19 protein-coding genes are annotated in these 22,698 nt (G+C 70.6%); 16 read left to right on the top strand and 3 right to left on the bottom strand.

Annotation, left to right across the window (positions count from 1 at the left end):
* Positions 1-100 precede the first annotated feature (100 nt).
* From ACGFWE_RS40120 to serA, 4 genes are all read left to right on the top strand, one after another.
* Entirely contained in the window at positions 101-1,945 is a 1,845-nt protein-coding gene (locus ACGFWE_RS40120) for an acetolactate synthase large subunit (RefSeq protein WP_352389355.1), read from the top strand.
* A gap of 21 nt (positions 1,946-1,966) precedes the next feature.
* The gene (ilvN, locus tag ACGFWE_RS40125) at positions 1,967-2,494 is read left to right on the top strand and encodes an acetolactate synthase small subunit (protein ID WP_393605213.1); all 528 of its coding nucleotides are present in this window, start codon (positions 1,967-1,969) and stop codon (positions 2,492-2,494) included.
* A gap of 111 nt (positions 2,495-2,605) precedes the next feature.
* Positions 2,606-3,604: a ketol-acid reductoisomerase gene (gene ilvC, locus ACGFWE_RS40130; RefSeq protein WP_393605215.1), complete on the top strand. Its 999-nt coding sequence runs from the start codon at positions 2,606-2,608 to the stop codon at positions 3,602-3,604.
* A gap of 234 nt (positions 3,605-3,838) precedes the next feature.
* Positions 3,839-5,428, top strand: a complete 1,590-nt coding sequence (serA, locus tag ACGFWE_RS40135) for a phosphoglycerate dehydrogenase (protein WP_007384881.1) — start codon at positions 3,839-3,841, stop codon at positions 5,426-5,428.
* 60 nt (positions 5,429-5,488) lie between these two features.
* Here serA and ACGFWE_RS40140 read toward each other — a convergent pair whose 3' ends face one another.
* A complete protein-coding gene (locus ACGFWE_RS40140) occupies positions 5,489-7,024 on the bottom strand; it encodes an MFS transporter (protein ID WP_393605217.1) in 1,536 nt (511 codons plus the stop codon).
* Positions 7,025-7,120: 96 nt separating this feature from the next.
* Here ACGFWE_RS40140 and ACGFWE_RS40145 point away from each other — a divergent pair, with 96 nt between their 5' ends.
* The gene (locus tag ACGFWE_RS40145) at positions 7,121-7,705 is read left to right on the top strand and encodes a TetR/AcrR family transcriptional regulator (RefSeq protein ID WP_352389359.1); all 585 of its coding nucleotides are present in this window, start codon (positions 7,121-7,123) and stop codon (positions 7,703-7,705) included.
* 103 nt (positions 7,706-7,808) lie between these two features.
* Here ACGFWE_RS40145 and ACGFWE_RS40150 read toward each other — a convergent pair whose 3' ends face one another.
* On the bottom strand, positions 7,809-9,143 hold the full coding sequence (locus tag ACGFWE_RS40150) for a PucR family transcriptional regulator (RefSeq protein ID WP_393605219.1): 1,335 nt from the start codon (positions 9,141-9,143) through the stop codon (positions 7,809-7,811).
* Between the two features lie 145 nt (positions 9,144-9,288).
* Here ACGFWE_RS40150 and ACGFWE_RS40155 point away from each other — a divergent pair, with 145 nt between their 5' ends.
* From ACGFWE_RS40155 to ACGFWE_RS40170, 4 genes are all read left to right on the top strand, one after another.
* Complete coding sequence (locus ACGFWE_RS40155; RefSeq protein WP_352389361.1) at positions 9,289-10,215, top strand: proline dehydrogenase family protein; 927 nt, start codon at positions 9,289-9,291, stop codon at positions 10,213-10,215.
* A 251-nt stretch (positions 10,216-10,466) separates the two neighbouring features.
* A complete protein-coding gene (pruA, locus tag ACGFWE_RS40160) occupies positions 10,467-12,098 on the top strand; it encodes an L-glutamate gamma-semialdehyde dehydrogenase (protein ID WP_352389362.1) in 1,632 nt (543 codons plus the stop codon).
* A gap of 66 nt (positions 12,099-12,164) precedes the next feature.
* Positions 12,165-13,010, top strand: coding sequence for an alpha/beta fold hydrolase (locus ACGFWE_RS40165; RefSeq protein ID WP_393605222.1), 846 nt, complete (start codon positions 12,165-12,167; stop codon positions 13,008-13,010).
* A gap of 371 nt (positions 13,011-13,381) precedes the next feature.
* Complete coding sequence (locus ACGFWE_RS40170) at positions 13,382-13,513, top strand: hypothetical protein (RefSeq protein ID WP_020121043.1); 132 nt, start codon at positions 13,382-13,384, stop codon at positions 13,511-13,513.
* Positions 13,514-13,565: 52 nt separating this feature from the next.
* Here the strand turns inward: ACGFWE_RS40170 and ACGFWE_RS40175 are convergent, their stop codons facing one another.
* Entirely contained in the window at positions 13,566-15,122 is a 1,557-nt protein-coding gene (locus tag ACGFWE_RS40175) for a purple acid phosphatase family protein (RefSeq protein ID WP_393605224.1), read from the bottom strand.
* A 131-nt stretch (positions 15,123-15,253) separates the two neighbouring features.
* On the opposite strand from ACGFWE_RS40175, the gene ACGFWE_RS40180 reads away from it, so the two are divergent.
* The 7 genes from ACGFWE_RS40180 (at position 15,254) to ACGFWE_RS40210 (ending at position 22,455) form a co-directional block, all read left to right on the top strand.
* Positions 15,254-16,297: a 3-isopropylmalate dehydrogenase gene (locus ACGFWE_RS40180; protein WP_393605226.1), complete on the top strand. Its 1,044-nt coding sequence runs from the start codon at positions 15,254-15,256 to the stop codon at positions 16,295-16,297.
* Positions 16,298-16,552: 255 nt separating this feature from the next.
* On the top strand, positions 16,553-17,641 hold the full coding sequence (locus tag ACGFWE_RS40185; RefSeq protein ID WP_393605228.1) for a branched-chain amino acid aminotransferase: 1,089 nt from the start codon (positions 16,553-16,555) through the stop codon (positions 17,639-17,641).
* A 172-nt stretch (positions 17,642-17,813) separates the two neighbouring features.
* The gene (gene ureA / locus ACGFWE_RS40190) at positions 17,814-18,509 is read left to right on the top strand and encodes an urease subunit gamma (protein WP_393605230.1); all 696 of its coding nucleotides are present in this window, start codon (positions 17,814-17,816) and stop codon (positions 18,507-18,509) included.
* Positions 18,510-18,819: 310 nt separating this feature from the next.
* Entirely contained in the window at positions 18,820-20,532 is a 1,713-nt protein-coding gene (locus ACGFWE_RS40195; protein ID WP_393605232.1) for an urease subunit alpha, read from the top strand.
* A 17-nt stretch (positions 20,533-20,549) separates the two neighbouring features.
* Complete coding sequence (locus ACGFWE_RS40200) at positions 20,550-21,596, top strand: agmatine/peptidylarginine deiminase (protein ID WP_393605234.1); 1,047 nt, start codon at positions 20,550-20,552, stop codon at positions 21,594-21,596.
* Positions 21,593-21,856 (top strand): hypothetical protein, encoded by a 264-nt coding sequence (locus ACGFWE_RS40205; RefSeq protein WP_393605236.1) that lies wholly within the window; start codon positions 21,593-21,595, stop codon positions 21,854-21,856. Before ACGFWE_RS40200 ends, ACGFWE_RS40205 begins: the two co-directional genes overlap by 4 nt.
* Positions 21,853-22,455, top strand: coding sequence for a TetR/AcrR family transcriptional regulator (locus ACGFWE_RS40210; RefSeq protein WP_352389370.1), 603 nt, complete (start codon positions 21,853-21,855; stop codon positions 22,453-22,455). Before ACGFWE_RS40205 ends, ACGFWE_RS40210 begins: the two co-directional genes overlap by 4 nt.
* Positions 22,456-22,698 lie beyond the last annotated feature (243 nt).

A 22,698-nucleotide genomic window follows, 5' to 3' on the forward strand; every position in this document is an offset into this window, starting at 1 on the left:
CCGGCGCGCTCCCCTCGCTTGCCTTATGGCACGAGGGGTTTTTTGTTGCCCAGCCTCCCCACCTCAGCTTCACACCCTCAGCATCGAGAAGAGAATGACGATGACCGAGCAGGCCACCGGGGCCCATCCGCAGCCGCGGCCCCGATCCGGAGGACAGCAGTCCGCCCCCGAGCACGTCACGGGCGCGCAGTCCCTCATCCGCTCTCTCGAGGAGGTCGGCGCCGAGACGGTATTCGGCATTCCCGGCGGTGCCATCCTTCCGGCGTACGACCCGCTGATGGACTCCACCCGGGTGCGCCACGTCCTGGTCCGTCACGAGCAGGGCGCGGGCCACGCGGCCACCGGTTACGCCCAGGCCACCGGCAAGGTCGGTGTCTGCATGGCCACTTCGGGCCCCGGTGCCACCAACCTGGTCACCCCGATCGCGGACGCCCACATGGACTCGGTGCCGCTCGTGGCGATCACCGGGCAGGTGGCCTCCAAGGCGATCGGCACGGACGCCTTCCAGGAGGCGGACATCGTCGGCATCACCATGCCGATCACCAAGCACAACTTCCTCGTCACCAAGGCCGAGGACATCCCGCGGGTCATCGCGCAGGCCTTCCACATCGCCTCCACCGGCCGCCCCGGCCCGGTCCTCGTCGACATCGCCAAGGACGCGCTCCAGGCGAAGACGACGTTCTCCTGGCCGCCCGTCATGGACCTGCCCGGCTACCGCCCGGTGACCAAGCCGCACGCCAAGCAGATCCGCGAGGGCGCCAAGCTGATCACCCAGGCCAAGCGGCCCGTCCTCTACGTCGGCGGCGGTGTCATCAAGGCCGGCGCCACCGCCGAGCTGAAGGTCCTCGCAGAACTCACCGGAGCCCCCGTCACCACCACCCTGATGGGGCTCGGCGCATTCCCCGACAGCCACCCGCTGCACGTGGGAATGCCGGGCATGCACGGTGCGGTCACCGCCGTCACCGCGCTGCAGAAGGCCGACCTGATCGTCGCCCTCGGTACCCGCTTCGACGACCGCGTCACCGGCAAGCTGGACAGCTTCGCCCCGCATGCCAAGATCGTCCACGCCGACATCGACCCGGCCGAGATCGGCAAGAACCGCGCCGCCGACGTGCCGATCGTCGGGGACGCCCGCGAGGTCATCGCCGACCTGGTCCAGGCCGTCCAGAAGGAGCACAGCGAGGGCCACCAGGGCGACTACAGCGCCTGGTGGAAGGACCTGAACCGCTGGCGCGAGACCTACCCGCTCGGCTACGACCTGCCCGATGACGGCTCGCTCTCCCCGCAGCAGGTCATCGAGCGGGTCGGACAACTCGCCCCGGAGGGCACGATCTTCGCGGCGGGCGTCGGCCAGCACCAGATGTGGTCCGCGCACTTCATCCAGTACGAGAAGCCCGCCACCTGGCTCAACTCCGGCGGCGCCGGAACCATGGGCTACGCGGTCCCGGCCGCGATGGGCGCCAAGGCCGGCATGCCGGGCAACACGGTCTGGGCGATCGACGGCGACGGCTGCTTCCAGATGACCAACCAGGAACTGACCACCTGCGCCCTGAACAACATCCCGATCAAGGTCGCCATCATCAACAACGGCGCCCTCGGGATGGTCCGCCAGTGGCAGACCCTCTTCTACAACCAGCGCTACTCCAACACCGTGCTCCACAGCGGCCCGCAGGACGTCAACCCGGACGCGAAGGGCACCCGCGTGCCGGACTTCGTGAAGCTGTCCGAGGCGATGGGCTGCGTGGGTCTGCGCTGTGAGCGCCCGGAGGACCTGGACAAGGTCATCGCGGAGGCGAACTCCATCAACGACCGTCCCGTCGTCGTCGACTTCATCGTCCACGAGGACGCGATGGTGTGGCCGATGGTCGCCGCCGGCACCTCCAACGACGAGATCATGGCCGCCCGGGACGTCCGCCCCGACTTCGGCGACAACGAAGACGACTGAGCGAGAGAGACGTAAAAGATCATGTCCAAGCACACGCTCTCCGTCCTGGTGGAGAACACCCCCGGCATCCTCGCCCGGATCGCCGCCCTGTTCTCCCGCCGCGGCTTCAACATCGACTCGCTCGCGGTCGGTGTCACCGAGCACCCGGAGATCTCCCGGATCACCATCGTGGTCACCGTGGTCGAGGAACTGCCGCTGGAGCAGGTGACCAAGCAGCTCAACAAGCTCGTCAACGTGCTGAAGATCGTCGAGCTGGAACCCGGCTCGGCCGTTCAGCGCGAACTCGTTCTGGTGAAGGTGCGCGCCGACAACGAGACGCGCTCCCAGATCGTCGAGATCGTCCAGCTGTTCCGCGCCAAGACCGTCGACGTCTCCCCGGAGGCCGTCACGATCGAGGCCACCGGCAGCGGCGAGAAGCTGTCCGCGATGCTGAAGATGCTGGAGCCGTACGGCATCAAGGAGCTCGTCCAGTCCGGCACCATCGCCATCGGCCGCGGCGCCCGTTCGATCACGGACCGCTCGCTGCGCGCCCTCGACCGCAGCGCGTAGGGCTGGCCACGGGCGGCTTCGGCCGCCCGTATACCGAGACCCCGAATCTTCATGTCAGCCCGCCGTCATACGGTGGGACGCAACATCTGCACTCCAAGGAGAGAACCCAAAGTGGCCGAGCTGTTCTACGACGCCGACGCCGACCTGTCCATCATCCAGGGCCGCAAGGTCGCGGTCATCGGTTACGGCAGCCAGGGCCACGCCCACGCGCTGTCGCTCCGTGACTCGGGTGTCGACGTGCGTGTCGGTCTGCACGAGGGCTCCAAGTCCAAGGCCAAGGCCGAGGAGCAGGGTCTGCGCGTGGTGACGCCGTCCGAGGCCGCCGCCGAGGCCGACGTCATCATGATCCTCGTCCCGGACCCGATCCAGGCCCAGGTCTACGAGGAGTCCATCAAGGACAACCTGAACGACGGCGACGCGCTGTTCTTCGGCCACGGCCTGAACATCCGCTTCGACTTCATCAAGCCGCCGGCCGGCGTCGACGTCTGCATGGTCGCCCCCAAGGGCCCGGGCCACCTGGTGCGCCGCCAGTACGAGGAGGGCCGCGGCGTTCCGTGTATCGCGGCCGTCGAGCAGGACGCGACCGGCAACGCCTTCGCGCTCGCCCTGTCGTACGCCAAGGGCATCGGCGGCACCCGCGCCGGCGTCATCAAGACGACCTTCACCGAGGAGACCGAGACCGACCTGTTCGGTGAGCAGGCCGTTCTCTGCGGTGGTACGGCCGCGCTGGTCAAGGCCGGTTTCGAGACGCTGACCGAGGCCGGCTACCAGCCGGAGATCGCGTACTTCGAGTGCCTGCACGAGCTGAAGCTCATCGTCGACCTCATGTACGAGGGCGGCCTGGAGAAGATGCGCTGGTCGATCTCCGAGACCGCCGAGTGGGGCGACTACGTCACCGGCCCGCGGATCATCACGGACGCCACCAAGGCCGAGATGAAGAAGGTCCTCGCCGAGATCCAGGACGGCACCTTCGCCCGTGAGTGGATGGCCGAGTACCACGGTGGTCTGAAGAAGTACAACGAGTACAAGCAGCAGGACTCCGAGCACCTGCTGGAGACCACCGGCAAGCAGCTCCGCAAGCTGATGAGCTGGGTCGACGAGGAGGCGTAAGCCCCGCGTGACGGGGCCGGAGCACTGCGCTTCGGCCCCGTTGTCCCACCCGTGCCGTCACGGACGGGTGATCCTTCCGCAGAGGCGCAGGACGACCTTGGTAGCGCCACTACACTGCCGTCATACATACGCGTCAGGCCCACAGCGTCGTGCGTCTTCAACGCGGCCAGTACCCTCCACCGCCTGCGGCCGTCGGGACGGCCGTCCGCACGCAATGGACTTGTGAGGACTCACGTGAGCTCGAAACCTGTCGTACTCATCGCTGAAGAGCTGTCGCCCGCGACGGTGGACGCGCTTGGCCCGGACTTCGAGATCCGGCACTGCAACGGAGCGGACCGAGCCGAACTGCTCCCGGCCATCGCCGACGTCGACGCGATCCTGATCCGCTCCGCCACCAAGGTGGACGCCGAGGCCATCGCAGCCGCGCACAAGCTGAAGGTCGTCGCACGAGCCGGCGTCGGCCTGGACAACGTCGACGTCTCCGCCGCCACCAAGGCCGGCGTGATGGTGGTCAACGCCCCCACCTCGAACATCGTGACCGCCGCCGAACTGGCCTGCGGTCTCCTCGTCGCCACCGCCCGCCACATCCCGCAGGCCAACGCCGCGCTGAAGAACGGCGAGTGGAAGCGCAGCAAGTACACGGGCGTGGAGCTGGCCGAGAAGACCCTCGGTGTCGTGGGTCTGGGCCGGATCGGCGCGCTGGTCGCCCAGCGCATGTCCGGCTTCGGCATGAAGGTCGTCGCCTACGACCCCTACATCCAGCCCGCCCGCGCCGCCCAGATGGGCGTCAAGGTGCTGTCCCTGGACGAGCTGCTCGAGGTCTCCGACTTCATCACCGTCCACCTGCCCAAGACGCCGGAGACCGTCGGTCTCATCGGCGACGAGGCGCTGCGCAAGGTCAAGCCGAGCGTGCGGATCGTCAACGCCGCGCGCGGCGGGATCGTCGACGAGGAGGCGCTGTACTCCGCCCTCAAGGAGGGCCGGGTCGCCGGTGCCGGTCTCGACGTGTACGCGAAGGAGCCCTGCACGGACTCCCCGCTCTTCGAGTTCGACCAGGTCGTCGCCACCCCGCACCTCGGTGCCTCCACCGACGAGGCTCAGGAGAAGGCCGGTATCGCCGTCGCCCGCTCGGTGCGCCTCGCCCTCGCCGGTGAGCTGGTGCCCGACGCGGTGAACGTCCAGGGCGGGGTCATCGCCGAGGACGTCAAGCCGGGCCTGCCCCTCGCCGAGCGCCTCGGCCGTATCTTCACCGCGCTCGCCGGTGAGGTCGCGGTCCGCCTCGACGTCGAGGTGTACGGCGAGATCACCCAGCACGACGTGAAGGTGCTGGAGCTGTCCGCCCTCAAGGGCGTCTTCGAGGACGTCGTCGCCGAGACGGTGTCGTACGTCAACGCCCCGCTGTTCGCGCAGGAGCGCGGTGTCGAGGTGCGGCTGACGACCAGCTCCGAGTCGGCCGACCACCGCAACGTCGTCACCGTGCGCGGCACCCTGGGCAGCGGCGAGGAGGTGTCGGTCTCCGGCACGCTGGCCGGGCCGAAGCACCTCCAGAAGATCGTCGCGGTCGGCGAGTACGACGTCGACCTGGCCCTCGCCGACCACATGGTCGTCCTCAAGTACGAGGACCGTCCCGGTGTCGTCGGTACGGTGGGCCGGATCTTCGGTGAGGCCGGGATCAACATCGCCGGTATGCAGGTCTCGCGGGCGATCGCCGGTGGCGAGGCGCTCGCGGTCCTGACCGTGGACGACACGGTTCCGGCCGGGGTGCTGACCGAGGTCGCCGAGGAGATCGGGGCGACGTCGGCCCGTGCGGTGAACCTGGTCTGACGCTTCACCACGAACGCCGGGCGGGCCGAGGGTTTCCTCGGCCCGCCCGGCGCTTCTCTGTCACGCGGGCACCTTCTCCGGCTCCGATGCCTCCTGCGGTGTGTGCAGCTCGGCCCGGCGCAGCGTCACCGCGGCCAGCACCGCCGCCCCCGCGAGCAACACCGCGCCCGCGATCGCCGCCCCCTGCATCCCGTTGGTGAACGCCTCCCGGGCCACGGTCGTCAGCCCCGGTACCCGATCGGCGACGGCCAGTGCCCCGCCCAGCGTTTCGCGGGCCACGTCGGGTGCCGAGGCCGGCATGTCGTGGCGGTAGACCGCCGTACCGATGGAGCCGAGGACCGCCATGCCCAGCGCACCGCCGAACTCCGCGCCGGTCTCCATCAGGGAGGACGCGGTACCGGCCCGCTCCACCGGGGCGGTGCCCATCGCGAGGTCCATGATCTGGGACATCACGATGACGCCGCCCACCGCGAGGACACCGCAGGAGGCCAGCACCAGCCACATCGAGTCCGTACCGGCGAAGGCCAGGAGCGCGAAGCCGGCCGAGGCGATCGCGAAGCCCGCGGTGACGACGGAGGCGCGGTTGACGCCCTTCTGGACCAGCGCGGTCGCGACCGGCGCCGCGGCCCCGATCGGCACCGACGGCAGCAGCGCCCACAGGGCCGCCTCCAGCGCGCTCTTGTCGAGCACGGACTGCAGGTACTGCGTGGTGAAGTAGGCCGACCCCATGATCCCGAACGCCGAGACGAGGTTCAGGGCGACGGACGGTGCGAAGCCGCGGCCGCGGAACAGGGCGGGGTCGATCATCGGCGAGGCCGCGGTGCGCTGGCGGTGCACGAAGAGGGCCGCGAAGAGCAGACCGACGGTGATCGAGACGACGTACCGGACGTTCCAGCCCTCGGACGGGATCTCCTTGAGGCCGTAGACGACGGGCAGTACCGCTGCCATCGACAGGGGGACGCTCAGCCAGTCGAACCGGCCGGGCGAGGGGGCCTTCGACTCGGGCAGCAGGATCGGGCCGAGGACCAGGAGCAGCACCATCGCGGGCAGGTTGACCAGGAAGACCGAGCCCCACCAGAAGTACTCGACCAGCACACCGCTCATCACCGAACCGAGCGCGATCCCGGCCGTCATCACGCCGGACCACATGCCGATCGCCTTCGCGCGCTGTCCGGGGTCGGTGAACATCGTGCGGATCAGCGCCATCGTCGACGGCATCAGGGTCGCGCCGCCGATGCCGAGGACCGCGCGGGCCGCGATGAGGGTCTCCGCGCTGGTCGCGTAGGCGGCGATCAGCGAGGCGGTGCCGAAGGCGGCGGCGCCGATCAGCAGGAGCCTGCGGCGGCCGACGCGGTCGCCCAGGGAGCCCATCGTCATCAGCAGCCCGGCCAGGACGAAGGCGTAGATGTCGAAGATCCACAGCTGCTGCGTGCCGCTCGGCTCCAGGTCCGCGCTGATCGCCGGGATGGCGAAGTAGAGAACGGAGACGTCCATCGAGACCAGGAGCAGCGGAAGCATCAGGACGGCGAGGGCGGTCCATTCGCGGCGTCCGGCGCGGGCACCGGGGGAGGCGGTCGTGCTCGTCGGGTTCGTCATGCCGGAGACTGTACGGGCGTCTTAAACGGTTGTCTAGAACGCGCGTATAAATCAGTCGTCTAGGACGCCTGTATGGATCGGGATAGGCTGGCTCGCATGGGACACCGTGAGGATCTGCTCGAAGGCGCCAAGCGCTGCCTGTTGCAGAAGGGGTTCGCGCGGACGACGGCGCGCGACATCGTGAAGGAGTCGGGCACCAACCTGGCGTCCATCGGCTACCACTACGGCTCGAAGGACACCCTGCTGGCGCAGGCGTACATCGCGCTGGTCGAGGGGCTCGGCGAGGCCTTCGACGGCGGCGGAACCGTCGGCGCCGCCACCGAGCCGGGATCGGTCGAACGGTTCCAGGAGGTGTGGTCGAACATCATCGGCACCATGCGCGAGCCCGGTTCACCGTGGCATCTCAGCATGGAGATCCTGGTCATGGGCGACCGGATGCCCGAGGTGCGCGACCACCTGGCGCGGGCCCAGCGGGAGGCCGGACGCGGGATCATTCCGCTGCTCATGGGCGGTCGCGAGGAGGACGTGTCCGACGAGACGACGGACACGCTCGGCAAGCTCTACCTGACGCTGATGACGGGGCTCATCGCGCAGTGGACCTTCGATCCGAAAACGGCACCCACCGCCGAACAGCTCACCGAGGGGCTGCGCCGGCTGGTGGAGGCCGCCACCCGAGGCTGACGTGCGCCTTTCGTGATCAGAGCGGGTGGCGTGCCGACGCACGGGCGATGGCGGTCGCCGCGTCCGGAGCCTGCCGTGAGGGGTGCTCTCGGCCGGACATCCCTTACAGCCGCGCCCCCTTGAGCGCCATGTGCAGCAACAGCCGGTCCTCGCCGTCGTCCAGGTCCAGGCCGGTGAGCTGTTCGACGCGGGAGAGGCGGTAGTAGAGGGTCTGGCGGTGGATGCCCAACTCCGCTGCGGTGCGCCCCGCCTGGCCCGCGCAGTCGAGGTAGACCTCGGCGGTGCGGGCCAGTTCGCGGTGGGCGGGGGAGAGGAGCGGGCGTACGGCGGGGTCGTGGGCCGTCTCCGGGGGCAGTGCGGTCAGCAGACGGTACGGGCCGATGCGGGACCACTCCGCGACCGGGCCCAACCGGGGTTCCGCGAGCGCCGCCCGGGCCGCGGCCGACGCCTCCTGCCAGGCGGGGGCCGGCTCGGCGAGGCCCACGCGGGCGGCTGCGATCCCGGCGGCCACGGTGCGCTGGGCGGCGGCGGAGGCTCCTGTGTCGTGGGCCGTGGCTGAAGCTGCTGCACCGGTGTCCTGGACCGCCGGCCCGGGAGTGCTGCCGTGGTTCCCACTCGATCCGCCCGGCCCCGGTTCTCCTCTCCCCGTCTCGCCATGGGCGCCCCCGCCCCCGTCCACCCCCCGCGCCCGCTCCAGCAGCCGTACCGCCGTCGTGTTCGCCGGGGTCAGGGTGTCCGTCGCGCGCAGGCGGACCAGGACTGCCAGGGACTGGGCCGAGGTGCTCCACGGCACCGTGCACAGGGCCGTCGCGTGCGGGATGGTACGGGCGGACGGGGCGTCGTCCGGGTCGGCGGACGGCCACGGGGCGACGCACACCACGGTGTAGGGGCCGTCGCCGCGGGAGCCCAGTGCCGTGCGCAGGGCCGCCACCGCCATGTCGGACTGCCAGCCGCGCTCGGCGGTCAGTACCGCCCGCAGCTCCCGGCTCAGGTCGGCCCCGTGCTGCGCCTCGTCCGCGAGCAGCGCGCCGATCCGGGCCGTCACCCGCATCGCCGCGTCCAGTTGCCGGTCGGTCGGGCCGGGCTCGGACTCCAGAAGCCAGACGTAACCCAGGACGACCCCGCGATGACGTACGGGCAGACAGATCCGCCCCCGGTACACCCCCGCCTCCGGAGTGGGCGGAATCCGCACCGGGCCGCTCGCCCGCGTGATGCCGAAGCCCTCGAACCACGTCCGGACCGCGGCCGTGGAGCGCCGGGTCAGGATCGAGCGGGTGCGGACGGGGTCCAGCGCCGACGGATCGAGGTCGCCCTCACTGTCGTACGCACCGAAGGCGATCAGCTCGAAGTCGCGGTTCTCCAGGGTCGCCGGTACGCCGAGGAGCTCCGAGATCTCGTCGACCAGCTCCTGGTAATCACCTTTGTAGTCGCCTGCCACCCGGGCATTCTCGCGCAAAAACACCCCGCTTCATACATCTGTCTGAGATCTGCGGCACGGATGCGTGACAGCTGTCGATGGCCCACGATCGGAGGGATCCTTAGGTTTCACGGTGGTTCTGTCTGCTGGTCTGTGGAGGTGCCCCGTGCTGGGTCCCGTGATTCTTGCCGCGTCGCGCAGCGACCGGATGCGACGCCTGATCTCGGCGGCCCCGGTGACCAAGCAGGTCGTCGACCGCTTCATCCCCGGCGAGACGGTCGACGAGATCGTGCCGATCGTCCGGGAGCTCACCTCGCGGGGCCTCGAGCTGACCATGGACGTGGTCGGCGAGGACATCACCACGCCCGAGCAGGCCGAGGCCGCCCGGGACGCCTATCTCGCGCTCGTCGACCGGCTCGGGCCACTCGACCTGGGCACCGGGGCCGAGATGTCCGTGAAGCTGTCGATGTTCGGCCAGGCGCTGGACGGCGGCCACGAGCTCGCACTCGCCAACGTGCGGCCCGTCGTCGAGGCCGCCGCCGCCATCGGCACGACCGTCACGCTCGACGCCGAGGACCACACCACCCTCGACTCGATGTTCGCCATCCACGAGGAACTGCGGAAGGACTTTCCGCAGACCGGCTGTGTGATCCAGGCCTACCTCTTCCGCACCGAGGCCGACGCCCGCCGGCTCGCCGCGGCTGGCAGCCGGGTGCGGCTGGTGAAGGGCGCCTACAAGGAGCCCGCCGAGGTCGCCCACCAGCAGAAGCACGAGATCGACAAGGCGTACGTCCGGGTCCTGCGCATCCTCATGGAGGGCGAGGGATACCCGATGGTCGGCTCCCACGACCCGCGCCTGATCGCCATCGCCCAGGAACTCGCCCGGCAGGCGGGCCGCAAGGCCGACGAGTACGAGTTCCAGATGCTCTACGGCATCCGCGGCGACGAACACCTGCGCCTGGCCGCCGAGGGCCACCGCATGCGCGTCTACACCGCCTACGGCACCGACTGGTACGGCTACTTCATGCGGCGGCTCGCGGAGAAGCCGTCGAACCTGCGTTTCTTCGTCCGCTCGATGATCAGCAAGGGGTGATGTGCTGGATGAGCCGCGACTGTCGGTCCCCGAGGAGTCTCGGAGGCCAACAGCCGCCGCCCTGCGCCCGGCTGAGCCGGACCCAGATCCGTGGAAGGAGTTACGGATCTCGTGACTCCGCCCCCGAGGGGGCTTCTCACGGGCTCGCCGCAGCGAGTTCGTGACGGTCAAGCCCTGACCGCTGCTGACGATATGCAACCGCTTCGGCTCTCCGGTGCTGAAGCCCGAGAACCACTCGGAAGAGGTAACTCATGGACGCTGTGACCCAGGTCCCCACCCCCGTCAACGAGCCGGTGCGCGGCTATGCCCCCGGCTCGCCCGAGCGGGCCCGGCTGGAGGTGAAGCTCAAGGAGCTGGCCGAGAACCCGGTCGACCTGCCGATGACCATCGGCGGCGAGAAGCGGCTCGGTGGCGGCGAGCCCTTCCAGGTCGTGCAGCCGCACAACCACAAGGCCGTCCTCGGCACCCTCCGCAACGCCACCCAGCAGGACGCCCGGGACGCCATCGACGCGGCCCTCGCCGCCGCCCCCGCCTGGCGCGCGATGAGCTTCGACGACCGTGCCGCGATCATCCTGCGCGCCGCCGAACTGCTCTCCGGCCCCTGGCGTGAGACGCTGGCCGCCTCCACCATGCTCGGCCAGTCCAAGACCGCCCAGCAGGCCGAGATCGACACGCCCTGCGAGCTCGTCGACTTCTGGCGCTTCAACGTCAAGTACGCCCGTGACCTGCTCGCCGAGCAGCCCCCGGCCAACGCCCCGGGCGTCTGGAACCGCCTCGACCACCGCCCGCTGGAAGGCTTCGTCTACGCGATCACGCCGTTCAACTTCACGGCGATCGCGGGCAACCTGCCGACCGCGCCCGCGCTGATGGGCAACGTGGTGGTCTGGAAGCCGTCGCCGACCCAGACGCACGCCGCCGTGCTGCTCATGCAGCTCCTCGAGGAGGCCGGTCTGCCCAAGGGCGTCATCAACCTCGTCACCGGCGACGGCATCGAGGTCTCCAAGGTCGCCCTGGAGCACCGGGACCTCGCGGGCATCCACTTCACCGGTTCGACGAAGACCTTCCAGCACCTGTGGAAGACGGTCGGTGCCAACATCGAGAAGTACCGCACGTATCCGCGTCTGGTCGGCGAGACCGGCGGCAAGGACTTCGTGGTGGCCCACCCTTCGGCCGACCGCGCGATCCTCAAGACCGCCCTGACCCGGGGCGCCTTCGAGTACCAGGGCCAGAAGTGTTCGGCGACCTCCCGGGCCTACATCCCGGCGTCGATCTGGAACAGCGGTTTCCGTGAGGAGTTCGCCGCCGAGGTCGACGGCATCGCCATGGGTGACGTCACCGACCTGTCCAACTTCATCGGCGCGGTCATCGACGAGCGTGCCTTCGCCAAGAGCAAGGCGGCGATCGACCGCGCGCAGGCGGACCCCACCTGCACGATCGTCGCGGGCGGTTCCTACGACGACTCGGTCGGCTGGTTCGTCCGCCCGACCGTCGTCGAGTGCACGGACCCGGAGAACGAGGTCTTCACCACCGAGTACTTCGGCCCCTTCCTCGCGGTGTACGTCTACGAGGACGAGAAGTACGAGGAGATGCTGACCCAGATGGAGTCGGCCTCCGACTACGCGCTGACCGGCTCGGTCATCGCGGGAGACCGCGCGGCGGCCGCGTACACGATGGAGAAGCTGCGCTACGCGGCCGGCAACTTCTACATCAACGACAAGTCCACCGGCGCCGTCGTCGGCCAGCAGCCCTTCGGCGGCGGCCGCGCCTCCGGCACCAACGACAAGGCCGGCGCCCCGCAGAACCTCCAGCGCTGGACCCTGACCCGCGCCATCAAGGAGACGCTGGTCCCGCCGACCGACTACGGCTACCCGCACATGGGCTGACGGATCGTCAGCGGCCGGAGGGGGTCGGGCTGTTGCCCGGCCCCCTCGTGCGCGCACAATGCGGTCATGACGGCGAGCACCGAGGACGGCGTACGGCTGTGGGCTTCGCGTTCGGGTACGGGGGACCCGTTGGTCCTGTGTCACGGGGGTCCGGGACTGTGGGACATGTTCGAGGACGTCGCCGCGATGCTCGACGACCGGGCCACCGTGATCCGTTGGGACCAGCGTGGCTGCGGGCGCTCGCAGCGGTGTGCCGGACCCTGGACGACCGACCGGTTCGTGGCCGATCTGGACGCCGTACGACGCCACTTCGGCCTGGCCCGGATGGCGCTGCTCGGCCACTCCTGGGGCGCGCAGCTGGCGTTGAGCTACACCCTGGCCCACCCGGAGCGGGTCAGCACACTGGTCTACGTCAGCGGGACGGGCATCGTGCCGGTGTCGCAGTGGCACGCGTCCTACACCCAGAACCTCACCGCGCGCCTCGGCGAGGACCCCGAACGGCTCGCTCGCCGGCGGGAGTTGCCGCGGCGGGACCCGGAGCGGGCGGTGCTTCAGTGGACGGCCGACTTCGCGGACCGCGAGCACGCCCTGGAGCACGCCCGCCGGCTGGCCGACCCCTGGTTCGAGATCAACCACGAGTGCAACGCGGCCCTGAACGCCGAGACCGGGCGCACCTGGGGCACCCCGGAGCTGCGGACCGCCTGCGCTTCCCTGGACGTGCCCGTCCTGATCGTCGACGGCGCACAGGACATCCGTCCGCGCTCGGCGGTGGACTCGCTGGAGGAGGCGTTGCCGCGCGTGCGGCGGGTGGTGCTGCCGAGGGCCGGGCACCTGCCGTGGGTGGAGGCCCCCGAGGACTTCGAGCACGCCCTGGCAGGCGTGCTCGGGAACCCTGTCGGGGGCGCGTGGTGACGTCCTAGTCCTCCGGCTCCCACACCTTGAGCAGGTCGAAGACACGGTGAGGACCAGCTCGCCGGCCGTGCCCGGGCCGAGGCGGCGGCGGACGTGCGGCCAGGCGCGGCTGCTCTCCGCTCCTCCCAGCGAAACCGCAGGTCAGCGCCGTGTGATCCACTTTTCCGTCTCAGATAGTAGGAAGTCCGAGTAATTGTGGAGACAGACCGGCTGTCCTCCCTTAGCTTTGTAGGAGCCGAACGTCTCGCTCGATCAAGCGAATGGCGGTCGTGAGCCGGGCCCCGTGCAGGCAACCCCTGCGGCCCGTCGCTCCCCGCCCCTTCCGGCGTCTCGTTGTCCCCTTCCCGGAAATTCGAAGGAGTCGATTTCTCATGGCCGAGACGACCGCCCGCCGTCGAGTCCGTCACACCTCCCGTACCAGCGAGTCCGACCGCAAGAACGCCGCCGCAGCCCTGCAGCGCGCCCTCGACCGCCGTGACAACGGCGGCTCGACCGGTCACTGACCGGTCCCTCACAGCCGGGAGCCGCACCCGTAAGAGGTGTGGCGCGGGCCCGTCAGGCCCCGCGCCGCACCTCGAAATGGTCGATGCGCTCCCCGCTCTGCGCGAGCGCCGACACCGTCAGCCGCGGCCGCGCCCCGCTCTCCGCCTCCACCGAGAGCAGCGAGAACCCGCGGTAGCGCACCCGTGACCACTCCACTGTCTCCTTCCGGGACTGCTTCGACTTCGTCCACTGGAAGGTCTCGACGGACTCGTGGTCGTGCACGCGCCCCTCGTAGCTCTCCTTCACGCCCGCGGGGAAGCCGTACAGGTCCCGGCCGCCCCCGCCGGCCGTGACGTACACGATCCCGTCCCGCGTCGGATCCGTGGCGCCGCCGACCGGCACCGACCGGCCGACCGCGCCGCCGCGGATCGCGTCCGTGCGCTCGTAGACATGGTTGTGCCCGTTGATCACCAGGTCCACCTGGTGCTTCTCGAACAGCGGCAGCCACGCGGCGCGCACCCCGCCGTCGGAGGCGTGCGAGGACGTCGAGTACGCGCAGTGGTGGAAGCAGACGACGACGAAGTCGATCCCCTTGGCCGCGCGCAGCTCGGCCAGCCTCACCTCCAGCCACTTCGTCTGCTTCCCGGCCGTATAACCGAAGTTGGCGGGGATCTCGTACGACACGTCGTTCGCGTCCAGCGCCACGACGCCGACGTTGCCGTAGGTGAAGGAGTACGCGCCCGGCGCCGAGCGCGGGTCGAAGCCGCTCTCCGGGAGGGACCAGCGCGCGAGCTGGCCGCCGTAGCCGTCGGGGGAGTACCAGGCCTCCATGTCGTGGTTGCCGGTCGTAACCATCCAGGGGACGCTCCGCGCGACCTCCTCGTTCTGCTTGAGGAACAGGTCCCAGAAGCCCGGGTCGTAGCCGTCCGACGTCAGGCCCTGGCCGTTGCCGTCGGCGTAGCAGAGGTCGCCGGCGTGGAGGTGGAAGGCGGGCTTCCGGCGCAGCAGGAGGTTGTCGTTGGCGGCCGCGGCGGTGCCGACCCCCTGGTCGCCGAAGGCGGTGAAGACGAACTTCTCCGGGCTCGCCGGGGCCGTACGGAAGGTGCTGATGGTCGAGCGGTGGCGCGCGTCCGCCGGGTCGAAGCCGTCGTGGCCGACGCCGTAGTAGTACGTCGTGCCGGGGCGCAGTCCGTCCAGGGCCGCGTGCAGGTAGTACTGGTCGAGGGCGAGGCGTACGCCGCTCTGCCCCGGGGTGTGCAGGTCGCGCAGCTCGGCCTCGATCCCGCGGTCCAGGTCGTCGGGCCTCAGGCCGACGCGGACATACGGCCTCTTCACCGCGAACGGGACCTGCCACGAGATCCGCATCTGTGTCCTCGGATCGGCGCCGAAGGCGAGATGGCGGCCGAAGGGGGAGACGGCCGAGCCGTGCACCGTCGCCGTGGGGGAGGGCGTGGCGGTGGCGGTGGACGATCCCGCGGGGCCGCAGCCGGTCAGCAGACCGCCCGCGACCGCGCCCGCCGTCACCAGAGTGCGGCGCCGGGACAGCTTCGTGCGCAGGTACTCGTGCTGCTCGGCCATGCTCATCCGCTGTGCGAGCCGCGGCGGAATGCCGACGTCGGGAAGGTCCATGGAGGTGAACTTCCCAGCGGACCCCGACAACCGCCACACCTACGGGTGAACGCACGCCGAACGTCCGTGATGCCGTGTCCGCATCGCGGACATGCGGTGTCATCCCATGGGACGAGGAGTAGGGTTCCCGCATGTCTCGCAGCATCAATCTCGCAGTGATTCCCGGTGACGGCATCGGCCAGGAGGTCGTGGCCGAAGGTCTGAAGGTCCTCTCCGCCGTCCTTCCGCAGGATGTGAAGCTGGAGACCAAGGACTTCGACTTCGGCGCCCGGCGCTACCACGCCACCGGTGAGACCCTCACCGACGCGGACCTCGACGCGCTGAAGAAGCACGACGCGATCCTGCTGGGCGCCATCGGCGACCCGTCGGTCCCCTCCGGCGTGCTGGAGCGCGGCTTCCTCCTCAAGCTCCGCTTCGCCTTCGACCACCATGTGAACCTGCGCCCGTCGAAGCTGCTCCCCGGTGTCGACACGCCCCTCAAGGGCGAGCCGGCCATCGACTTCGTGGTCGTCCGTGAGGGCACCGAGGGCCCGTACACCGGCAACGGCGGCACCATCCGCAAGGGCACCGAGCACGAGGTCGCCACCGAGGTCTCCGTGAACACGGCCTTCGGTGTCGAGCGCGTGGTCCGGGACGCCTTCGCCCGTGCCCAGGCCCGGCCGCGCAAGAAGCTCACGCTGGTCCACAAGAACAACGTGCTGACCTTCGCCGGCCACCTGTGGACGAACACCTTCAACAAGGTGGCCGCGGAGTTCCCCGAGGTCACCACCGACTACATCCACGTCGACGCGGCCACCATCTACCTGGTCACCGACCCGGCCCGGTTCGACGTGATCGTCACCGACAACCTCTTCGGCGACATCATCACCGACCTCGCCGCGGCCGTCTCCGGCGGCATCGGCGTCGCCGCTTCCGGGAACATCAACCCGAGCGGCGAGTTCCCGTCGATGTTCGAGCCCGTCCACGGCTCGGCCCCGGACATCGCCGGCCAGGGCAAGGCCGACCCCACCGCCACGGTCCTGTCCGTCGCCCTGCTGCTGCGCCACCTCGGCTACGAGGCCGAGGCCGCCCGCATCGAGGAGGCGGTCTCCGCCGACCTCGCCGAGCGCACCGGCAAGCCCGCCCGCTCCACGTCGGAGATCGGCGACGCGCTGGCCGTACGAGTAGCCGGCTGACCGGGCGGACCACTCGAAAATGCCTTCGAAGCCGCCGGGTCACTCGCACCCGGCGGCTTTCGCATGTCCCCCGCCGGGTGTCACCATCATCCCCGGGTCGCATTTCACGCCGTTTCTTCTCCGGCCCCGCGCTTGCGATAATCGAACGCGGAGCCGCGGAGTGAGGGAATGCTCGGACGTCCTAGCACTGGTCACTGACAGTAAAGGGGCGTGAGCGCGGCCCGTCACTACACAACCGGTGAAGGACAACCACTCATGACGACGCCCACGATCGAGCTCAAGCCCTCCGCCAGCCCGCTCTCCGCCACCGAGCGCGAGGCGATCCTGGCCAGTCCCGGGTTCGGCCGCCACTTCACCGACCACATGGTGACGATCAAGTGGACCGAGGGCCGCGGTTGGCACGACGCGCAGCTCGTTCCGTACGGCCCGATCTCCCTCGACCCCTCCACCCACGTCCTGCACTACGGCCAGGAGATCTTCGAGGGCCTCAAGGCGTACCGCCAGGCCGACGGCTCGGTCGCCGTGTTCCGGCCCGAGGCCAACGCGCGCCGCTTCCGCAACTCCGCCCGCCGGATGGCGATGGCCGAGCTGCCCGAGGAGCTGTTCATCGAGGCCCTCGACGCGCTGATCGGCCAGGACGCCGACTGGGTCCCGCCGCACGGCGGCGAGGAGTCCCTCTACCTGCGCCCGTTCATGTTCGCCACGGAGGCCGCGCTCGGCGTCCACCCGGCCAACGAGTACCTCTTCATGCTGATCGCCTCCCCGTCCGGCGCGTACTTCGCCGGGGGCGTCAAGCCGGTCACCATCTGGGTCTCCGAGGACTACGTCCGCGCGGTCCCCGGCGGCACCGGTGACGCCAAGACCGGCGGCAACTACGCGGCCTCCCTCCTCCCGCAGGCCGAGGCCGCCGCGAACGGCTGCGACCAGGTCGTCTACCTCGACGCGGTGACCCGCACCAAGGTCGAGGAGTCCGGCTCCATGAACATCGCCTTCGTCTACGGCGACCGGATCGTCACGCCGTCGCTGACCGGCTCGATCCTGGAGGGCATCACCCGCGACTCCCTCCTCCAGGTCGCCCGCGACCTCGGCTACACCGCCGAGGAGGGTGTCGTCACCCTGGACCAGTGGCGCGCCGACGCCGCGTCCGGTGCCCTCACCGAGGTCTTCGCCTGCGGCACCGCGGCGGTCGTCACGCCGATCGGGCACGTCAAGACGAAGGCGGACGCCTGGACCCACGGCGACGGCACGCCCGGGGAGGTCACCCTGAAGCTGCGCGAGGCGCTGCTCGGTATCCAGCGCGGTGTCAGGGAGGACAAGCACGGCTGGATGCACAAGCTGGGCTGAGTTCCGCAGACGGCTCCACGGGCCCGCCCGGACATGTTCCGGGCGGGCCCGTCGCGTGTCGGCCACACCGTTAGAGCAGCGCTCAATGTGACTCTACCCACCCTGTTGATCTGCCATGCACCTGCTTTAGAGTGTTGCTCTAACTCAGGGCAAGGTAGGGAGGCGGCGTGTCGTGAGACTGACCCCCACGGAACGTGACCGGCTGCTGCTGTTCGGGGCCGCCGAGCTGGCCCGGGCGCGCAGAGCCCGCGGGCTGCGGCTGAACGTCCCGGAGGCGACCGCGCTCATCGCGGACACCGTGTGCGAGGCCGCCCGGGACGGGGTGCGGCTGGCCGAGGCCGTCGAGCGGGCCCGGTCGGTGCTCGGGCCCGACGACGTCCTGCCCGGTGTCGCGGACGTCGTCACCGAGGTGCATGTCGAGGCGGTCTTCGACGACGGCTCTCGGCTCGCGGTCGTCAGCGATCCGATCGGCGGGGGGCTCGGCGAGGGGGCGCCCGGCGCGCTGCTGCCGGGGCCCGAACACGCCGAGCCCGAGGCGGTCGTACGGCTGACGGTCACCAACACCGCCCCCGTGCCCGTCTCCGTCACCTCCCACTTCCACTTCTTCGAGGCCAACCCGCGCCTGGACTTCCCCCGCGCGGAGGCGTACGGCATGCGGCTCGCGGTGCCCGCCGGCTCATCGGTGCGGTTCGGCCCGGGGGAGTCGGCCGAGGTCGGCCTGGTACCGATCGGCGGGGCCCGGGTGGCGGTCGGCTTCGCGGGTCTGGTGGACGGTCCGCTGGACGCGCCGGGTGCGCGCGAGGAGGCGCTGCGGCGGGCGGCGGCCTGCGGCTACCTGGGAGTGCGCGACGAGGAGGCCGTCCGATGAGCCGTCTCGGAGGGCGCCCGGGCGGGGTCCGTCGGCTCACGTGCTGCGGGTGGGCTGCCGCCTGCGGTTGTCCGGGAGTGTGTGATGTGGAGGCCCGTCCGATGAGCCGTCTTGGAGGGCGCCCGGGCGGGGTCCGTCGGCTCACGTGCTGCGGGTGGGCCGCCGCCTGCGGTTGTCCGGGAGTGCGTGATGTGGAGGGCCGTCCGATGAGCCGTCTCGGAGGGCGCCCGGGCGGGGTCCGTCGGCTCACGTGCCGCGGGTGTGGTGCGGTCTGCGGTTGTCCGGGAGTGCGTGATGAGGGGGTCGTTCGATGAGCCGCCCCGGAGGCCACCCCGCCGAGGCTCGGCGCCTCACTCCCTACGAGTACGCCGCCACCCACGGACCCCGTGCCGGTGACCGCGTGCGTCTCGGTGACTCCGGGCTGGTGATCCGGGTCGAGGGGGACTCCCAGCGCTACGGCGACGAGTTCCTCGCCGGGTTCGGCAAGACCGCCCGTGACGGGCTGCACCTCAAGGCCGCCGCCGTGCGGGACACCTGTGACGTCGTCGTCAGCAACGTCGTCGTGATCGACGCCGTGCAGGGCATCCGGAAGGTCTCGATCGGTATCCGCGAGGGACGGATCTGCTCCATCGGACGGGCCGGGAACCCCGACACCCTGGACGGGGTCGACGTCGTCGTCGGCACCGGTACCTCCATCGTGTCCGGCGAGGGGCTCATCGCCACCGCCGGTGCCGTCGACACCCACGTCCATCTGCTGTCGCCGCGCATCATGGAGGCCTCGCTGGCCTCCGGGGTGACCACGATCATCGGGCAGGAGTTCGGGCCCGTATGGGGCGTCGGGGTCAACTCGCCCTGGGCGCTGAGGCACGCGTTCGGAGCCTTCGACGCCTGGCCGGTCAACATCGGCTTCCTGGCCCGGGGTTCGTCCTCCACGCCGGACCCCCTGACCGAGGCGCTGGCCGAGGGCGGGGCGAGCGGCTTCAAGGTGCACGAGGACATGGGCGCCCACACCCGCGCGCTGGACACCGCTCTGCGGGTCGCCGAGGAGCACGACGTCCAAGTCGCCCTGCACAGCGACGGATTGAACGAGTGCCTGTCCGTCGAGGACACCCTGAAGGTGCTGGAGGGCCGTACGATCCACGCCTTCCACATCGAGGGCTGCGGCGGCGGACACGTACCGAACGTGCTGAAGATGGCCGGGGTTGCGAACGTCATCGGCTCCTCCACCAACCCCACCCTGCCCTTCGGCCGGGACGCCGTCGCCGAGCACTACGGCATGATCGTCTCCGTCCACGACCTCAAGACCGACCTGCCCGGCGACGCCGCCATGGCCCGTGACCGCATCCGGGCCGGGACCATGGGCGCCGAGGACGTCCTGCACGACCTGGGCGCGATCGGCATCACCTCCTCCGACGCGCAGGGCATGGGGCGGGCCGGTGAGACGGTCCGCCGTACCTTCGCGATGGCCGGGAAGATGAAGGCCGAGTTCGGTGCCCCGGACGACGGCCACGACAACGAGCGCGTCCTGCGCTACATCGCCAAGCTGACCATCAACCCGGCCATCGCACACGGCCTTTCGCACGAAGTCGGTTCGATCGAGGTCGGCAAGCTGGCCGACCTCGTCCTGTGGCGGCCGGAGTTCTTCGGCGCCAAGCCGCAACTCGTCCTGAAGTCCGGCTTCCCGGCCTACGGCGTGGTCGGTGACCCGGGCGCGGCCACCGACACCTGCGAACCCCTCGTCCTGGGACCGCAGTTCGGGGCACACGGCGCCACCCCCGCCGAGATCTCCGTCGCCTTCGTCGCCCGGGCCGCCCTGGACCAGGGCAACGACCGGCTGCCGACCCGCAGGAGAAGGGTCGCCGTGCACGGCACCCGCGGCATCGGACCGGCCGACCTGCGCCTCAACTCCCGTACCGGAGCGGTGGACGTGGACCGGCGCACCGGCCTGGTGACGCTGGACGGAGAGCCGGTCGTCTCCGCACCGGCCGACTCGGTCTCCCTCAACCGTCTGTACTTCCTCTAGGACTCCCAGGACCCCCGATGACCTACCGCATGCCGCCCGAGTGGGCCCCGCACGAACGCACCTGGATGGCCTGGCCCGGCCCCAACCCGACCTTCACCGATGACGGGGAACTCACCGCGGCCCGGGCCGCCTGGGCGTCCGTGGCCCGCGCGGTGCGCCGCTTCGAGCCGGTGACGATGGTGCACGGCCCCGGCCACGCCGCGTCCGCGCGCGCCCTGCTCGGCCCGGACGTCGAACTCGTGGAGCGCGAGCTCGACGACGCGTGGATGCGTGACATCGGCCCGACGTTCGTCAAGGACGAAGAGGGCCGACTGGCCGCCGTGGACTGGGTGTTCAACGGCTGGGGCGGCCAGGACTGGGCCCGCTGGGACCACGACGCGAAGATCGCCCGCCAGGTCGCCGACCTCGCCGGAGTGCCGGTGCTGAGCAGCCCGCTGGTCAACGAGGGCGGCGCGATCCACGTCGACGGCGAGGGCACCGTCCTGCTCACCGACACCGTCCAGCTCGGCGCCGGCCGTAACCCGGGCTGGTCGCGCGAGCAGGTCGAGGCGGAGATCCACGCCAGGCTCGGCACCCGCAGGGCCATCTGGCTCCCGCGCGGCCTGACCGGCGACTACGGCACGTACGGCACCCAGGGCCACGTCGACATCGTCGCCGCCTTCGCCCGCCCGGGCGTGGTCGTGGCACACGTCCAGCCGGACCCGGCACACCCGGACCACGAGGTGGCCAAGGAGGTCGTAGGCCTGCTGAAGGCGGCGACCGACGCCCGGGGCCGCCGCCTGGAGGTCGTCGAGGTGCTCGCCCCGACCGTCCTGGAGGCGGACGGGCACTGGGCCGACTACTCGTACATCAACCACTACCTCTGCAACGGCGGTGTCGTGCTCTGCGGCTTCGACGACCCGCGCGACGAGCTTGCCGCCGGCGTCTTCCGGCGGCTGTTCCCCGAGCGCACGGTGACATTGGTCGACGCGCGGACGATCTTCGCGGGCGGGGGCGGCATCCATTGCGTCACCCAGCAGCAGCCGCGGGCGACGGCCGGACGGTCGGGTAGAACAGACGCGTGAACGCCCCACCGCACCGCCTTGCCCGCGGCCATGGCAGCACCGCCTGCGACCTCGGCCGCACTGCCCGCCACCCCGGCCGCACCGTCTGCGGTCACCGCCGAACCGAGCCGCACCAGCGCACCACCCGCGACCACGGCCGCGCCGCCCGCGCCCACGTCCACGGCCGCACCGAGCCGCCGCACCGCACCGCCCACGACCACCGCCGCACCGAGCCGCCGCATCGGCTCCCCGGCGCCGCCGCACGGGTGGACGCCGTATGACCGCCGCCCGGCGCACGCCCGCGCCTCCGCGTGAACGCGTCCTCGCCGCGGCCATGGAGATGATCGCCGCGGGCGGCCTGGAGAAGCTGACCATGGCCGCGCTCGGCCGCGAGGTCGGTATGAGCAGCGGCCACCTCCTGTACTACTTCCGCTCCAAGGACGAACTGCTGCTCCAGACCCTGGAGTGGAGCGAGGGACGGCTCGGCGCCGAGCGCGCCCGGCTGCTCACCCGTACGGCGACCGCCGGCGAACGACTCGAGGCGTACGTCGACCTGTACGTCCCCGACGGCCACCGCGATCCGCACTGGACCCTGTGGCTGGAGGTCTGGAACCGCTCGCAGAACGCCGACGACGAGGCCCGCGAACGCCAGGCCGCGATCGAGGGCGCCTGGCACCGGGACCTGGTCGCACTGCTCGCGGAAGGGGTGTCGCGGGGCGAGTTCCGGGCCGTCGACCCGGACCGCTTCGCGACCCGGCTGAGGGCCCTCCTGGACGGCTTCTCCATCCACGTGGCGATCGGGCTGCGCGGGACGGACCGGAGAACGATTCTCGGCCACGTGAGGGAGTTCCTCGACGAAAGCCTCCTCGCGGACGCGTGACCTTCCGCCCGGGTTGTACGCAATAAGGCCGATTGACCCTGTGGCCGGTGGTGCGTTTGCCTCGTGGGGAGCCTTCGGCGCGGGGCCGGGGGAATGCGTCACCGGGGACCACAGGGGGGAACATGTCCAGAGCCGCCGCATGTCTTTTAGAGCGACCGAGGTTAGGCGTCATCTCAGGCGACGTGCAGTTGGGCGGCTCGGCCACCGGTAGAGCTTTCTTGCACGTCGAACTAAGGCGCGCAC

Source organism: Streptomyces sp. NPDC048523 (assembly GCF_043199815.1).
Taxonomy (GTDB): Bacteria; Actinomycetota; Actinomycetes; order Streptomycetales; family Streptomycetaceae; genus Streptomyces.

Excerpts from the sequence above, each read along its gene's own strand:
- ACGFWE_RS40120 (WP_352389355.1), top strand. The coding sequence starts at position 101 with ATGACCGAGCAGGCCACCGGGGCCCATCCGCAGCCGCGGCCCCGATCC.
- ilvN (WP_393605213.1), top strand. The coding sequence starts at position 1,967 with ATGTCCAAGCACACGCTCTCCGTCCTGGTGGAGAACACCCCCGGCATC.
- ACGFWE_RS40140 (WP_393605217.1), bottom strand. The coding sequence starts at position 7,024 with ATGACGAACCCGACGAGCACGACCGCCTCCCCCGGTGCCCGCGCCGGA.
- ACGFWE_RS40145 (WP_352389359.1), top strand. The coding sequence starts at position 7,121 with ATGGGACACCGTGAGGATCTGCTCGAAGGCGCCAAGCGCTGCCTGTTG.
- pruA (WP_352389362.1), top strand. The coding sequence starts at position 10,467 with ATGGACGCTGTGACCCAGGTCCCCACCCCCGTCAACGAGCCGGTGCGC.
- ACGFWE_RS40165 (WP_393605222.1), top strand. The coding sequence starts at position 12,165 with ATGACGGCGAGCACCGAGGACGGCGTACGGCTGTGGGCTTCGCGTTCG.
- ACGFWE_RS40170 (WP_020121043.1), top strand. The coding sequence starts at position 13,382 with ATGGCCGAGACGACCGCCCGCCGTCGAGTCCGTCACACCTCCCGTACC.
- ACGFWE_RS40175 (WP_393605224.1), bottom strand. The coding sequence starts at position 15,122 with ATGGACCTTCCCGACGTCGGCATTCCGCCGCGGCTCGCACAGCGGATG.
- ACGFWE_RS40180 (WP_393605226.1), top strand. The coding sequence starts at position 15,254 with ATGTCTCGCAGCATCAATCTCGCAGTGATTCCCGGTGACGGCATCGGC.
- ACGFWE_RS40185 (WP_393605228.1), top strand. The coding sequence starts at position 16,553 with ATGACGACGCCCACGATCGAGCTCAAGCCCTCCGCCAGCCCGCTCTCC.
- ACGFWE_RS40195 (WP_393605232.1), top strand. The coding sequence starts at position 18,820 with ATGAGCCGCCCCGGAGGCCACCCCGCCGAGGCTCGGCGCCTCACTCCC.
- ACGFWE_RS40200 (WP_393605234.1), top strand. The coding sequence starts at position 20,550 with ATGACCTACCGCATGCCGCCCGAGTGGGCCCCGCACGAACGCACCTGG.
- ACGFWE_RS40210 (WP_352389370.1), top strand. The coding sequence starts at position 21,853 with ATGACCGCCGCCCGGCGCACGCCCGCGCCTCCGCGTGAACGCGTCCTC.